A 13,993-nucleotide genomic window follows, 5' to 3' on the forward strand; every position below is an offset into this window, starting at 1 on the left:
GGGACGCCGCGAGACACCGAGCGGAAGGAGAGCGTCACACGGGTTGTCCAAGCCCGCACCGGGAGTGACGATGGGACCCAGTCGCATCGCCTTCGTGGAGGCCGAGTTGACCGATCCTTGGGTGGCCCTGGAACCGGGCGCCGATCCCGCCGAGCGGGTTCGGCTGATGCGCCGCGCGTACGAGTCGTTCACCGAGGCGGGCACGGTGCCGAGGCCGGTGCGTGCCGTGGTCGCCGAGTCGTGGCGGCGTTCGGCGCGGGCGGGTGTCACTCCGGAGGGCACCGCGAGGGTGGAACTCACGGACGGGGAACTCGGTTCCTACCGGGCGGAGCATCCGCTCGCGCGGGTGATGCCGCTGTTCCGGGAGCTCATGGGGACGTTCGCGGCGGACGGGGAGCATCTGCTGGCGGTGTGCGACGCGCAGGGCCGGCTTCTGTGGGTCGAGGGCCATCCGGGAACCCGGCGGCAGGCCGGGCGGATGAACTTCGTGCCGGGCGCGCGGTGGTCGGAGGCCGCGGTCGGGACGAACGCGCCGGGTACGGCGGTCGCCGTCGACCGTCCGGTGCAGGTGTTCGCGGCCGAGCACTTCATCCGGCGTGTGCAGCCATGGACCTGTGCGGCGGCACCCGTGCACGATCCGCGTACCGGGCGGGTGCTCGGCGCGGTGGACATCACAGGCGGGGACGGGCTCGCGCATCCGCACAGCCTCGGCTTCGTACAGGCGGTGGCGCGGGCCGCCGAGGCTCATCTGGCTCTGCTCGCACCGCCGCAGGCCCTGGCCGACTCCCTCGAACTGACCGCGCTGGGGCGCGACGAGGCCCAACTGGTCACGGAGGGAAGGAAGATCAGGCTCAGCCGCAGACACAGCGAGATCCTCGTGCTGCTGGCCCGGCACCCGGAGGGGCTGACGGGCGACGAGTTGCAGTGCGCCCTGTACGAGGACGAGTCGGTGACGCCGGTGACCCTGCGGGCCGAGCTGGCGCGGCTGCGCAGGATCCTCGGTGCCGGGCTGCTGGGCTCGCGCCCCTACCGGCTCACCCGGCCGGTCGAGTCCGATGTGGCGGTGGTGGAGCGGCGGCTGGGCAGCGGCGCGGTGACGGCGGCCGCGGCGGTCTACGCCGGGCCACTGCTGCCGGGTTCGACGGCACCGGCGGTGACGCGGCTGCGGCGACGGCTCGCCGACGGGCTGCGTACGGCGATCATCGCCCGGCGGGACCCCGACCTGCTGGCCGACTGGGCCCGTGCGCCCTGGGGCGAGGACGATCTCGACGTCTGGCGGGCGCTGTCGGCGCTGCGCCCGGCGGCTGCCGTCCACGCGCGCGTGGCGGAGCTGGAGTCCGAGCAGGCGGCACCGGCCGGTTGGGCACGCTCCGCGCGCGACGGCCGGATGCGACCGCGGTCGCGCTGACCAGACGGGCGCGGTCCGCCTGCGTGGCGACACGGCACGAGGCGGCTGGCCGATCCATGTCCCGGTCTCGGACCCGCCACAGTCAAGGTCTCGGCCGCGCCCGAGTCCTGGGTCCCGAGTCGTGGGCCCCGGCTTCCGGCTTCCGGCTTCCGGCTTCCGGCTTCCGGCTTCCGGCTTCCGGCTTCCGGCTTCCGGCTTCCGGCTCGCGCAACGTCGTTGCAACGTCCGGGTTTCTAGCCTCGCTGCGAGAGCTGCCCAACGGCGGGCAGCGCTTCTCCGGGAGGCAACCAGCATGACCCGTTACGCGGCGCCCGGCACCGAGGGCGCGATCGTCTCCTACCAGGCGCGTTACGACCACTTCATCGGCGGGGAGTACGTAGCGCCGGCTCGCGGACAGTACTTCGAGAACCCGAGCCCGTTGAACGGGCAGCCGTTCACCGAGGTCGCGCGAGGCACCGCAGAGGACGTGGAACGCGCCCTGGACGCGGCACACGCGGCGGCACCCGCCTGGGGGCGCACCTCCGTGACCGCGCGCGCCGACATCCTGCTCAAGATCGCCGACCGGATGGAGGCGAACCTGGAGAAGCTGGCGGTCGCGGAGAGCTGGGAGAACGGCAAGCCGGTCCGCGAAACACTGGCGGCCGACATCCCGCTCGCCATCGACCACTTCCGCTACTTCGCGGGGGCGATCCGCGCTCAGGAGGGTTCGCTCGGCGAGGTCGACGACGACACCGTCGCGTACCACTTCCACGAGCCGCTGGGCGTGGTCGCGCAGATCATTCCGTGGAACTTCCCCATTCTAATGGCGGTGTGGAAGCTCGCTCCGGCCCTGGCTGCGGGCAACGCGGTCGTCATCAAGCCGGCCGAGCAGACTCCGGCGTCCATCCACTACTGGATGAGCCTGATCGCGGACCTGATCCCGCCGGGCGTTGTGAACATCGTCAACGGCTTCGGTGTGGAGGCGGGCAAGCCGCTGGCGTCCAGCCCGCGGGTGGCGAAGGTCGCGTTCACGGGTGAGACCACCACGGGGCGGCTGATCATGCAGTACGCCTCGGAGAACATCAAGCCGGTGACGCTGGAGCTGGGCGGCAAGTCGCCGAACATCTTCTTCGACGACGTGTGGGCGCAGAACGACGACTTCCGCGACAAGGCGCTCGAAGGCTTCACGATGTTCGCGCTCAACCAGGGCGAGGTGTGCACGTGCCCCTCGCGCGCTCTCGTCCAGCGCGGCCACTACCGCGAGTTCATGGAGGCGGCGGTCGCCCGCACCGAGCTCATCAAGCCCGGCAACCCGCTCGACACGGACACGATGATCGGCGCGCAGGCGTCCAACGACCAGTTGGAGAAGATCCTCTCCTACCTGGACATCGGCCGGCAGGAGGGCGCCAAGGTGCTCACCGGCGGTGAACGCATCGAACACGACGGCGAGTTGAAGGGCGGCTACTATGTCCAGCCGACGATCTTCGAGGGTGACAACCGGATGCGGATCTTCCAGGAGGAGATCTTCGGGCCGGTCGTCTCCGTGACGTCGTTCGACGACTTCGACGACGCCATCAAGATCGCGAACGACACGCTGTACGGGCTCGGCGCCGGCGTGTGGACGCGGGACATCAACACCGCCTACCGGGCGGGCCGTTCCATCCAGGCCGGCCGCGTCTGGACGAACTGCTACCACGCGTATCCGGCACATGCCGCTTTCGGCGGGTACAAGCAGTCCGGCATCGGGCGCGAGAACCACAAGATGATGCTGGAGCACTACCAGCAGACGAAGAACCTCCTGGTGTCCTACTCGGCGAAGAAGCTGGGCTTCTTCTAGAGCCTGAGGTCGGTTGCCTGGAGGCTTGGTCGCGCCCCAGGCAACCGACCGGTTTGTAGGCCACTTCAGTCGCTGGGCAGAAGTCGCCTCCGCGCCGGCGCGTGCGGGGACGGCAGGACCCGCCATGCGCGAAGCCTTCGACCGCGGCTGCTCCCTCGAGCCCCCCCCATGAACTCCCCTCCGGCCGCCCGAGGGCGACCAGATACAGTGCGCGAGATGGCAGCCTGGTCAGAGAGGGGCAGCGTGACCGACACCAGCGACACCCGACCCGCCGACAGTGCGGCGCAAGCGCCGCGGCCGAGCCGACTGCACCGGCTGATGCGCTACCTCCCCCTGATCGCCCCCGTCCTGCTGTGGGCCGTGCCCTGCTGGGTGCTCCTGTACACCGGCCAGCACTGGCCGCTGCCCGTCACGCTGGTCGGCACCGGCCTGTTCGTCCTGGGTCTCGTCGGCATGCCGCTCGCGATGGTGCGCGGCCACGGCCGGCGTCAGCAGGACCGGCTGGCGATCGTCGGTGACACCCTGCTGGGCACGAGCTGGGTTCTGTTCACCTGGTCCGTTCTCCTCGGCGCCCTGTTGCGGCTCGCCCTGACCGTGGCCGGCGTCGGCGAGAGCCAGGACCGAGCCCGAACCGTCACGTGGGCCGTCCTCGGTGTAACCGCCGTACTGCTCGCCTGGGGGTACGCCGAGGCCCGCCGCGTACCACGCGTGCGCCGGCTCGATGTGCGACTCCCGCGGCTGGGCGCCGGGTTGGACGGCACGCGCGTCGTCCTCATCACCGACACCCACTACGGCCCGCTCGATCGCGCCGACTGGTCGGCACGGGTGTGCGAGACGGTGAACACCCTGGAAGCCGACCTGGTCTGCCACACCGGCGACATCGCGGACGGCACGGCCGAACGCCGCCGCGCCCAGGCCGTCCCGCTCGGTACCGTGCGAGCCACCCGGGCCCGTGTCTACGTCACCGGCAATCACGAGTACTACAGCGAGGCCCAGGGCTGGGTCGACCTGATGGACGAACTGGGCTGGGAGCCGCTGCGCAACCGCCATCTGCTGCTCGAACGCGGAGGCGACACCCTCGTGGTCGCCGGCGTGGACGACGTCACCGCCGAGTCCTCCGGCCTGGCAGGCCACCGCGCCCACCTCGCCGGAGCCTTGACCGGCGCCGACCCCGACCTGCCCGTCCTGCTCCTGGCCCACCAGCCCAAGTTCGTCGACCGGGCGGCAGCCGCCGGTATCGACCTCCAGCTCTCCGGCCACACGCACGGCGGTCAGATCTGGCCCTTCCACCACCTGGTCCGCATCGACCAGCCCGCCGTCGCCGGCCTCAGCCACCACGGCGCCCGTACCTTCCTCTACACCAGCCGTGGCACCGGCTTCTGGGGCCCGCCGTTCCGCGTCTTCGCCCCCAGCGAGATCACCCTGCTCGTGCTCCGCTCCCCGCAAGCGCCCACCTCGCCGCAGTAGCACCGGGCGGGCCGGAACATCCGTCGGGCGCCCGCAGCCGCCCCGGTCAACCGGCTCCGGTCCCCCTGGTCCCCGTACGCAGGGCCGGCTCCGGTCCCCCTACGCGTCCGGCGTCTCCCGGATCACGGCGAAGAGCGCGCGGTCCGTGGGGAGGCCGGCGGCGTCGAAGGCGCGGTGCCGGCCGAGGTGTTCGACCCGCCCTCCGGTACAGGTCTTCAGCAGATACTCCGTGAGCCACACGTCAGGCGTCGGCACCATGCGAGGCAAGCCGAACGACTCGGGCATCTCGTCCTCGCCGCTGTCGAAGAACATCACCTTGCCGGTCCGGGCCCAGAGCCCCCGCAGCAGGTCGGTGGCGGCGTCGAAACCCAGCCCCCGCACCAGGTGATGCCAGACGGACAGCAGCAGGGTGCAGTCGGTCGACGGCAGAAGGCCGAGGGTGTCCGGACGCAGCTCGAGGTCCATCACCGCCACGTTGTCCAGCCCGTTCCGCCGCACGGCGGTCGTCGCGGTGCGGAGGCACTTCGGGTCCGACTCCAGCGCGACGGAGGGTATCCCGCGCTGGGCGAGCTTGATCGGGAAGTAGCCGACGTTCGCGCCCACGTCCAGCGCGCTCCGCACACGGAGCCGCTCGACGATCGGCTCCATCGCCGTCCATCGCGAACCGGTGCCGACGGATCGCTTCGCCCTGCGCACGCGGATGCCCGGGACCGGTTGATAGATGCCGTCGGGCAGCGCGTCGAGCTTGAGGCGGACCAGATCGATCGTGTCGTCGACTGTGCGACGCGCGCCGCTCATGAGCCGATGCGAGGGGAATCTCTGGTGGAGGCGCACCATGCGCGTGGGGGTCTGAGTTCCGGCCGATCGGTCCACGGATACCTCTATCGAGTGGCGATGGACAGGCACTGGATCAGGTCGCTCGTATGGCGATTCTGGGGTCAACAATACCTTCTGACCTGGCCTTCCGCACTCGCTGACCTGGTCTTCGGCGCTTGCCGACCGGGCCTCCCGCAGGTGGTCGGCACCCCGCCGGGAGCCGCACGGCCGGGGCGCCGACCGAAGATGCGGCCTGATGACCGACAGAGCACCCTTGAATGAGTGAAGGCTCAGAACGCCTACCGTGTGCGACGCGTAAGGAAGTAGCGTCATGCGTTTGACGGGCCAGCGAACCGTGTCGGCCCGGGACCGTCTCGAGGTGACGAGTCCGGCGCCCCGGGAAGCATGGCAGGGCTTGGTCGACCGAAGCGACAATGCACTGATCACCCAGACCCCGCGCTGGCTGGACTGCATCTGCGCGACCGATCCCTACGAAGACGCCAGCCGCCTCTACGAATTCGACGATTCCGGCGCCATCGTCGTGCCGTTCGTCCGCCGACGCGGCTGGCCCGCCCGTCTGATCGCCCAGGACGCCTGGCCTTCCGAGTGGGGTATCGGAGGCCCTGTCGCCGCCGAGACTCCCGGCCCGAAGCAAGTGCGCGACGTCTTCGGGGATCTGGCCCGCCTCCGCGCGAATCGCGTGTCCGTCCGGTTCGGGCCGGACGTCGACCCGGCCTGGCTGTCGGCGGTGCCGTCCGACTTCACCACCTTGCCGCACACGACGTACATCCTGGACCTCGACGGCGGTTTCGACGACGTCTGGGGACGGAGGTTCAAGGCTCCGGTCAGAACCGCCGTACGCAAGGGCGAGAAGGCGGGGGTCGATGTCGAGGTCGACCGCACCGGACGCCTGGTGCCGGCCTTCTACGCGCTCTACCAGCACTCGGTCGCTCGTTGGGCGCAGCAGCAGAACGAGCCGCTGGCGCTCGCTCTCTGGCGCAGGCAGCGGATCGACCCGCTGTGCAAGTTCCAGACCGTCGCCGAGACGTTCGCCGAGTCCTGCGCCGTGTGGCTGGCCACGTACCAAGGTCAGCCCGCGGCGGCCATGATGGTGCTCCGCCACGGTCCGCACGCGAAGTACTGGCGGGCCGGCATGGTCAAGGAGCTGGCTCAACCGAGTCGAGCCCCCACGCTGCTGCACAAGCTCGCCATCGAGGACGCCTGTGCGGCTGGTTGCCGCTTCTACCACATGGGTGACTCGGTTCCGGGTTCCTCCGTCAGTGTCTTCAAGGAACGGCTCGGCGCCCGCGGTTACCCGTCGTTCGGCTATCGCAGGGAAGTGCTTCCGCTGACATCGATCGATCGACTCTGGCGGAGTGCGGCGAAGCGTCTCATCGGCTTCAAGGACGAGTGACGCCTGATCCCCACCGAGATGCCCGGCCTCGGCGCCCCGCCTAGCATCGGACGTGGGCACGTGGGTCCTCGGTCCGCGAGCGTCGTCCTCGCGGGGCCCTCGCGCCCGGCGGGAGAAGCCCGTGAACGCACCTGCTGAGCTCCTGATCGACACCCCGGCCGGTCACGCGCGCATCACCACACCGGCTCCACGTGACGTCTGGTGGGAGTTGGCGGTCAAGGACCTGGACGCCAACCCCAGCCAGACCCCGCTGTGGTCGGACTGCCTGTGCGCGACGGGGCCGTACCGGGACGCGAGCCGCCTCTACGAGTTCGAGGGCGGCCACCGGCTCGTCCTCCCCCTCGTGGCCAGAACGCATCGCCCGCGGATCCTGGGCTCCGAGGAGTCCTGGCCGGCCCAATGGGGCATCGGAGGGCCGGTGTGCCCCGAGCGGGTGAGTCCGGCGGAAGCGCGGGTGGTCTTCGCCGATCTCGCGGGGCTGCGCGCGCTTCGGGTCGCTGTGCGGTTGCGGCCGGCAGACCAGGCCCTGTGGTCGGACGCCGCTTCCGGCTTCCTTCCCGAGCCCCACATGACACAGATGGTGGACCTCGAAGGCGGCTTCGACGCCGTCTGGACGAGCCGTTTCAGGCGCCATCTGCGGCGGGAGGTCCGCCATGCCGAGCGCTCGGAGGTCGAGGTCGAGGTCGATCGCACCGGCCGGCTCGTTCCCGCCTTCTACCACCTGTACCGGAAGTCGATCGTGCGCTGGGCCGAACAGCAGCATGAGCCGGCGGCGTTGGCCCGCTGGCGCAGGACGCGGGAGTTCCCCGAGCGGCGGCTGGAAGAGGTGGCCGCCCGGTTCGGTGACGACTGCGCGATCTGGGTGGCCTGGCGTGCCGGAGAGCCCGCCGGCGCATGTGTCGTCCTGCGCCACGGTGGTCACGCCAAACTGTGGCGCAGCGCCATGGACCGGGAACTGGCGCATCCCGTCCACGCCGTTCCCCTGCTGTACCGGCTGGCGATCGAGGACGCGTGCGCGTCGGCCTGCCGGACGTTCGACATGGGAGAGTCCGCCCCGGACTCCTCCCTCGCCACGTTCAAGGCGGGGTTCGGAGCGGAGAGTTTCTCCTCCCCGCGCTACTTCCGGGAACGGCTTCCCGTCTCGGCGGCCGAACGCCGGCTGCGGACCGCCGTCAAACGTCTGATCCGCTTCCGGGACCCCTGATTCTCTCCGAGTCTCCTCGTCCGCCTGATCCGCTGTCAGGGCCCCTTGGGTACCTCTTTCCGGCCGTGTCAGGACCCCTGAGGTTTCCTCCTTCCGGCCGTCACTCCCCCACGTCGACGGGTTCCGCGTCGGCGCTGTGGTGGAGGGGCGTGAGGCCGTACGCGTCCAGCAGCATGCGCAGCAGTCCGAACTGATTGTTCGGTTGGTCGTCGTCGCCCTGTCGGACATGCTCACCGACCAGAACGGTGGGGATGTGATTGGGTCCTCGTCCGTCGTCCTCGTCCCAGGTGACGACCAGCAGGCTGTTGTGGGTCATGGCCCAGTCTGCGTAGTCGCCGAGACTGTTCCGCAGCCAGGTGTCCCCCCGTCGCACGTTGCCGTCGTGCATGTCGTGTTCGAGGTCCGGGACGACGAACGAGACCGTCGGCAGATCCTTGAAGTCGCGGGGGAAGTCGGTCCAGGGGCGGTTGGCAGAAGCGGGAAGGTTGTCGAAGTTCACCCAGGGGTTGTGCCGGCGCACGTAGGCACCGCTGGAGCAGCCGGTGAAGCCGACGCGGGGCATGCTCTGCGCGTAGCCCACGAAGGTCCGATCGGCCTGGAGGAGTTGGGAGCCGAGATTCCGCGACGTGAGCGTGTGCGGACAGGAATCGTCGTCGACGCCCAGGAACGAGCCCGAGAAGAGCGCCAGGTAGTTGGGCTGGCTCGGATGGGTGAGGGCGTAGAACTCGGTGAGCGAGGCGCCCCGCCGGGCCAGTTGGTTGAGGTACGGGGCGTCCGGGCTTCCGATGACGGCGTCGTACGGCTGGTCCTCCTCGATCACCACGACGACATGGTCCGGACGGGGCATCCCGGACCCGGCCGACGACTGGTCGCAGCCCGCCGTCGTCAGGAGCGTCACCACCACGGCCGCCCAGGCGAGGAGCCCTCTCGTCAGGAGACCTCCGGGCCCCGGCCGTGCGCCGCACACGCGTGGCTTCACCGCTCTCCCTCCGGGCACCGTTTCGACGCGCGCCGTGTGTGATGGCCGCGGGCCGCCACTTGCAGCCATCGGAAATACCGTCACAATCAGTACTAATATCTCTTACCGGTCGACATCGTGTACTGATGTGGACCGACGAACGGGAGTGCCGTCGGCCGGTGTCACGGATGGCCGTTCGCCGGGACGGGGGACCGACAGGCCGGATCCGGAAGGTGCCAGATGCGTCGAGTCAACGCCCCTGCCGGTCGCGGTGGGAGGGTGGCGGGTTCCTCCGAGGAGCCTGTGTGCCGCGCGGCGGGGACCGTCGTCGGAGCACCGGTTCCCCGAGAGACCCCTTCATGGGCAAGCTCCAGACGCTGACGAGCGGGCGCATGGCGTCCTTCACCAGCGCTGTGGCACGGCGGCCCGGTACCGCCGCCGGGGAGCGGCGTCGCTCCGGCCGGGCGACGGCACGCCAGTGGACGGCCCGCCTCATCCTTCCCGTGGCTCTCACCCTCTGGCTGTTGTCCCTGCGCCATGTGCACCTCATCGGCATGCGCGACTACGGTCTGCTGCAGGTGCTGCCGGTGCTCTTCTGGGTCGCCCTCGGCCTGCTCACCCTCGGCTTCTGTCTGGCGCTGACCGACCGGCGGACCGCCGGCGGATGGTTCGCGGCCTACGTCCTCGGGCTGATCGCGGTCGTCCACGCGACGCCCACACTGCTCTACCCGGCACTGCGCTACAGCTGGGCGTGGAAACACGTCGCGGTGACCGACGCGGTGATCCGCCACCACGGCGAGGTGCCCCACGCGGGCAAGCTCGCCATCTACAACCAGTGGCCCGGATTCTTCGACCTGAACGCGTTCTTCCTACAGGCCACCGGCCTGGATTCGGCGCTCGGCTACGCGACCTGGACCCCGCCCGTCTTCAACGCCGTCCTGCTCGCTCCCCTGCTGCTGCTCTACCGGACGGTGACGCGTGACCGCCGGCTGATCTGGGGGGCGGCGTGGATCTACTACTCGTGCTCCTGGGTCGGTCAGGACTATTTCGCCCCCCAGGCTTTCGCGTTCCTGCTCTTCGTGACCATGATCGCCCTGGTCATGGGGCAGTTGCCCACCTCGGTGCTTCATCGCGGGGGCGACGCGCGCTTCATCCGTACGGGCGACACGCGGGCGGGCGACATCCCCACGGGCCGATGGCCCGTGGGCCGGTTCGTGCTGGTCATGGTCCTCGCGGCCGTGATCATCTCCTCGCACCCGCTGACACCGCTCATGCTGATCAGCGCCCTGGTGGTGCTGTCGCTTCCGCGGCGCAACCGACGGATCGTGCTGCCCGTCCTGGCCGGCACGGTGCTGCTGGCCGTGACCTGGGACGTCACCGTCGCCCGCCCCTACATCTCGGAGAACCTGAACGACTTCCTGGGCTCACTGCTGAAACCCGACACCAACGTCGTCTCCGGGCTGGCCGCCCTCGGTACGTCGGCCCCGGGACATGTCGTCGTGGCCTGGGTCGACCGGGGCCTGTCCGCCGCGGTCTTCGTCCTGGCGGCCATCGCCTACCTGGCCCGCCCCTGGGTCCGCCGCACCGGCCTGCCCCTGCTCGTGCTGGCTCCGTTGCCGGTCCTGGCGGCGAACGCCTACGGCGGAGAGATGATCTTCCGCGCCTATCTCTTCGCGCTGCCCGCCGCCTCGCTGCTGATCGCGGTTCTCCTCCTCGATCGGGGCAGGCGGCCGCGCCTTCAGGTGCTGGCCGCCTGCCCGCTGCTGCTCGCCCTGCTCGGGGGGCTCATGTTCGGCTACTACGGCAAGGAATCGTCGAACTACTTCACGAAGGACGAGGTGGCGGCCGGGCGCTTCGTCGCGGCCACCGCTCCTCCCGGGTCCACGGTCGTCTCGCTGACCTCGGCCGTCCCCGGCCTGTACGCGCGCTACGACGACAACGCCCAGGTGGAGTTCGACCAGCAGGACATCGACGACCGCAGGCGCCTGGTGAAGGATCCGGTGAAGGGCCTGGAGGGATTCCTCCAGCAGGCCACCCCGCAGCAGCCCGCCTTCATCATTCTGAGCCGGGCTCAGGCCGCCGACATCTACCAGACGGGGGTCCTGCCCGCCGGCACCGTTCACCGCATGGACGCGGCCCTGTCGAAGAACCCGGACTACTTCCCCGTCTACCGCACCAAGGACGCGGTGGTCTACCGGTATCAGGGCACGAAGAGCTGAGGGGGCCATGACCTCCCTGCGCTGGGGGCTCGCGCTGTCCGGCTGGGTGACCCTGGCGGTGGTCACCCTCCTGCCGGACGCCCTGGTCCTGCGCGGTGTGGTGACGACGGCGTTCCTGCTCGTCTGTCCCGGCCTGGCGGCCTCCCGGTGGGCCCGTCCAGGTGCCGTACGCGCCAGAGACCGCACGGCGCTTCTGGAGACGGGTGTCCTGGCGTTGACCCTCAGCGTGTCGATGGCAGTGCTCGTCGTGGAACCCCTGTTCCTGTGGGGCACCTTCACCGTCACCCGGGCACTGCTCGCGCTGGCCGCCGTCACCTCCGCCCTGACGCTGTTGCCCAGGCACGGCGGACGGCGGCGCCGGGAGCCACGAGCCGCCGGGGACCCGGCCTCGAGGACGGCTGAGAGCAGTCGGCCCGAGCCGCCGGCAGCGGATCAAGACACCCCGACAGCGGAGTAGGACACCGGCGGCATCGGAGCAGGACTCCCGCCGCGACCCCTCCGAGCTGCCGCAACAGTCCCCGTGGGGCGCCGTCCCAGGATTCCCGTCGCCGCCTTGACGTCTCTCACAAATCGGGTGAAGGTGTAGATATACGCTGTAAACGTATATCGTAGGCGCGCACTCGGAGATGCATGATCATGTATAACGACCCGATCATCAGTGACCAGCGAGAGGCCGAGGCACACGGCACCGTCAGCCTGGTCGTCCCGGCCCTCAACGAGGCGCGCAACATCGCGTGGGTCTTCGATCAGATCCCGGCCTGCGTGGACGAGGTCATCCTCGTCGACGGCGACTCCACCGATGCCACGGTCCCCATGGCCCAGCACTGCCTGCCGACCGTGCGCAACGTCCGCCAGAACGGCCCCGGCAAGGGCAACGCGCTGCGCACCGGCTTCCTCGCGGCCAAGGGCGACTACATCGTGATGATGGACGCCGACGGCAGCATGTCACCGGCGGAGATCCCCCACTTCGTGCACTTCCTCGACCACGGCTACGACTTCGTCAAGGGTTCGCGGTTCGTCGCGGGCGGCGGCTCGCTCGACATCACCCCCATCCGCAAGATGGGCAACCACGTGCTCCTGCTCGCCGCCAACCGGCTGTACGACGCGTGCCTGACCGACCTGTGCTACGGCTTCTGCGCCTTCCGGCGCAGCTTCCTCGACCAGCTCGACCTGCACGCCGTCGGGTTCGAGATCGAGGCCGAGATGATCGTGCACGCCCTGCGCTCCGGACTGCGCATCGCCGAGGTCCCCAGCCTGGAACTGCCCCGGCGCAGTGGCTGCTCGAACCTCCACGCCATATCCGACGGGCGCCGGGTGCTGCGTACCCTGCTCTCGGAACGCCCCGGCGCCCGCTCCGCCTCCGCCCGGCACGCCTCCGCACGTCCCTCCTCCGCCCAGCCCGAGCGGAGCGCATCGTGACGGCCGCGCCGGTCCGCTCCCCTCTCGTCCGGCCCCCGGTGCCGGTGGTCGACATCGACCTGGCCCGTCCGGGCGAGTTCCGGCTGCCCGGTGACCGGGGTCCGGCCCGGCCGCGGAGACAGGCCCGCGCACTCGTACGACTGCACGGTCGCCCCCTCGGCATGGTCAGCGCCGCGAACGCCTCCGGACCCGACGGTCTGTGGCGGGCGCTGGCCGACACGGCGAACGTGGAACTGGCCGAACAGCTCACCCGGCTCCGCGCCGTGGACCGGGCCGAGCCCTCCGGCGGCGGCGTCCGGCACCCCGCACTCCAGCAGGCACCCGCCATCAGCGTCATCGTGGCCACGCGTGACCGGCCGGAGAAGCTGGGCCGCTGCCTGCGATCACTGCTGCGCTCGACGTACCCCGAGTTCGAGGTCATCGTCGTCGACAACGCCCCGGCCGACGGTGCGACCGAGGCCCTGATCCGCGACGACTTCGCCGGACGGGTCCGCTACGTACGCGAGCCCGTGGCCGGGCTGGCCCGCGCCCACAACACGGGGCTCACCCGGGCCCGCGGCTCCGTCGTCGCGTTCACGGACGACGACACGCTCGTGGACCCCGGATGGCTGCCGGCGCTGGCCGGGACCTTCGCCCGCGACATACGGATCGGGTGTGTCACCGGGCTGATCGTGCCCGCCGAACTGGAGACGCCGGCCCAGAACGCCCTCGAACGGCAGGGCGGTTTCGCGAAGGGGTACGTGCCACGCACGTGGTCCCTGGCCGATCCGCCGGGGGACCCGCTGTTCCCGTTCACCGCCGGCCGCTTCGGCTCCGGCGCCAACATGGCGTTCCGTACCGACGCGCTCCGCGCACTGGGCGGCTTCGACACCGCGACCGGTGCCGGGACCCCCGGCCGCGGCGGTGACGACCTGCTCGCCTTCTTCGAGATCCTGACGGCCGGTCACACCCTCGCGTACCAGCCGAGCGCCATCGTCTGGCACTGTCATCGCCGCACACGGGACGCCGTGGCCGCACAGGCCTTCGGCTACGGCGCCGGACTCGGCGCCTATCTCACCGGCGCGCTGCTGAGGAACCCCCATCGACTGCCCGCCCTGCTGCGGCGACTGCCCCGCGGCATCCACTACGCCATGACCAGATCACGCGCCCGCGGCGCCGATCCCGAGGCCGGCTGGTCCCGGCACCTGGCGCTCCTGGAGACCCGGGGCATGGTCTACGGGCCCTGCGGCTATCTCCGCGGACGTCTCACCGGCGCCGGAACCCGATGAGGTG

The 13,993-nt window shown here is 70.5% G+C and carries 11 protein-coding genes; 9 read left to right on the forward strand and 2 right to left on the reverse strand.

Annotated elements, in window-relative coordinates:
- Positions 1-70: 70 nt before the first annotated feature.
- From ACWEBX_RS02640 to ACWEBX_RS02650, 3 genes are all read left to right on the forward strand, one after another.
- Positions 71-1,408 (forward strand): GAF domain-containing protein, encoded by a 1,338-nt coding sequence (locus ACWEBX_RS02640; RefSeq protein ID WP_451883069.1) that lies wholly within the window; start codon positions 71-73, stop codon positions 1,406-1,408.
- A gap of 292 nt (positions 1,409-1,700) precedes the next feature.
- The gene (gene exaC / locus ACWEBX_RS02645; RefSeq protein ID WP_451883070.1) at positions 1,701-3,224 is read left to right on the forward strand and encodes an acetaldehyde dehydrogenase ExaC; all 1,524 of its coding nucleotides are present in this window, start codon (positions 1,701-1,703) and stop codon (positions 3,222-3,224) included.
- A gap of 243 nt (positions 3,225-3,467) precedes the next feature.
- Entirely contained in the window at positions 3,468-4,691 is a 1,224-nt protein-coding gene (locus ACWEBX_RS02650; protein ID WP_451883140.1) for a metallophosphoesterase, read from the forward strand.
- Between the two features lie 99 nt (positions 4,692-4,790).
- On the opposite strand, the gene ACWEBX_RS02655 is transcribed toward ACWEBX_RS02650, so the two are convergent.
- A complete protein-coding gene (locus tag ACWEBX_RS02655; protein WP_451883071.1) occupies positions 4,791-5,489 on the reverse strand; it encodes a hypothetical protein in 699 nt (232 codons plus the stop codon).
- A gap of 433 nt (positions 5,490-5,922) precedes the next feature.
- Here ACWEBX_RS02655 and ACWEBX_RS02660 point away from each other — a divergent pair, with 433 nt between their 5' ends.
- Together ACWEBX_RS02660 and ACWEBX_RS02665 are read left to right on the forward strand one after the other, a co-directional pair.
- On the forward strand, positions 5,923-6,921 hold the full coding sequence (locus ACWEBX_RS02660) for a GNAT family N-acetyltransferase (RefSeq protein WP_451883072.1): 999 nt from the start codon (positions 5,923-5,925) through the stop codon (positions 6,919-6,921).
- A gap of 121 nt (positions 6,922-7,042) precedes the next feature.
- Positions 7,043-8,125, forward strand: coding sequence for a GNAT family N-acetyltransferase (locus ACWEBX_RS02665; RefSeq protein ID WP_451883073.1), 1,083 nt, complete (start codon positions 7,043-7,045; stop codon positions 8,123-8,125).
- A gap of 100 nt (positions 8,126-8,225) precedes the next feature.
- On the opposite strand, the gene ACWEBX_RS02670 is transcribed toward ACWEBX_RS02665, so the two are convergent.
- Complete coding sequence (locus ACWEBX_RS02670) at positions 8,226-9,104, reverse strand: alkaline phosphatase family protein (RefSeq protein ID WP_451883074.1); 879 nt, start codon at positions 9,102-9,104, stop codon at positions 8,226-8,228.
- Between the two features lie 338 nt (positions 9,105-9,442).
- Here ACWEBX_RS02670 and ACWEBX_RS02675 point away from each other — a divergent pair, with 338 nt between their 5' ends.
- The 4 genes from ACWEBX_RS02675 (at position 9,443) to ACWEBX_RS02690 (ending at position 13,989) form a co-directional block, all read left to right on the forward strand.
- A complete protein-coding gene (locus ACWEBX_RS02675; protein WP_451883075.1) occupies positions 9,443-11,302 on the forward strand; it encodes a glycosyltransferase in 1,860 nt (619 codons plus the stop codon).
- Between the two features lie 7 nt (positions 11,303-11,309).
- Positions 11,310-11,759 (forward strand): hypothetical protein, encoded by a 450-nt coding sequence (locus tag ACWEBX_RS02680; RefSeq protein WP_451883076.1) that lies wholly within the window; start codon positions 11,310-11,312, stop codon positions 11,757-11,759.
- A gap of 173 nt (positions 11,760-11,932) precedes the next feature.
- Positions 11,933-12,721 (forward strand): glycosyltransferase family 2 protein, encoded by a 789-nt coding sequence (locus ACWEBX_RS02685; RefSeq protein WP_451883077.1) that lies wholly within the window; start codon positions 11,933-11,935, stop codon positions 12,719-12,721.
- Entirely contained in the window at positions 12,718-13,989 is a 1,272-nt protein-coding gene (locus ACWEBX_RS02690) for a glycosyltransferase (RefSeq protein WP_451883078.1), read from the forward strand. Before ACWEBX_RS02685 ends, ACWEBX_RS02690 begins: the two co-directional genes overlap by 4 nt.
- Positions 13,990-13,993 lie beyond the last annotated feature (4 nt).

It is taken from the genome of Streptomyces sp. NPDC005070 (genome assembly GCF_053600395.1).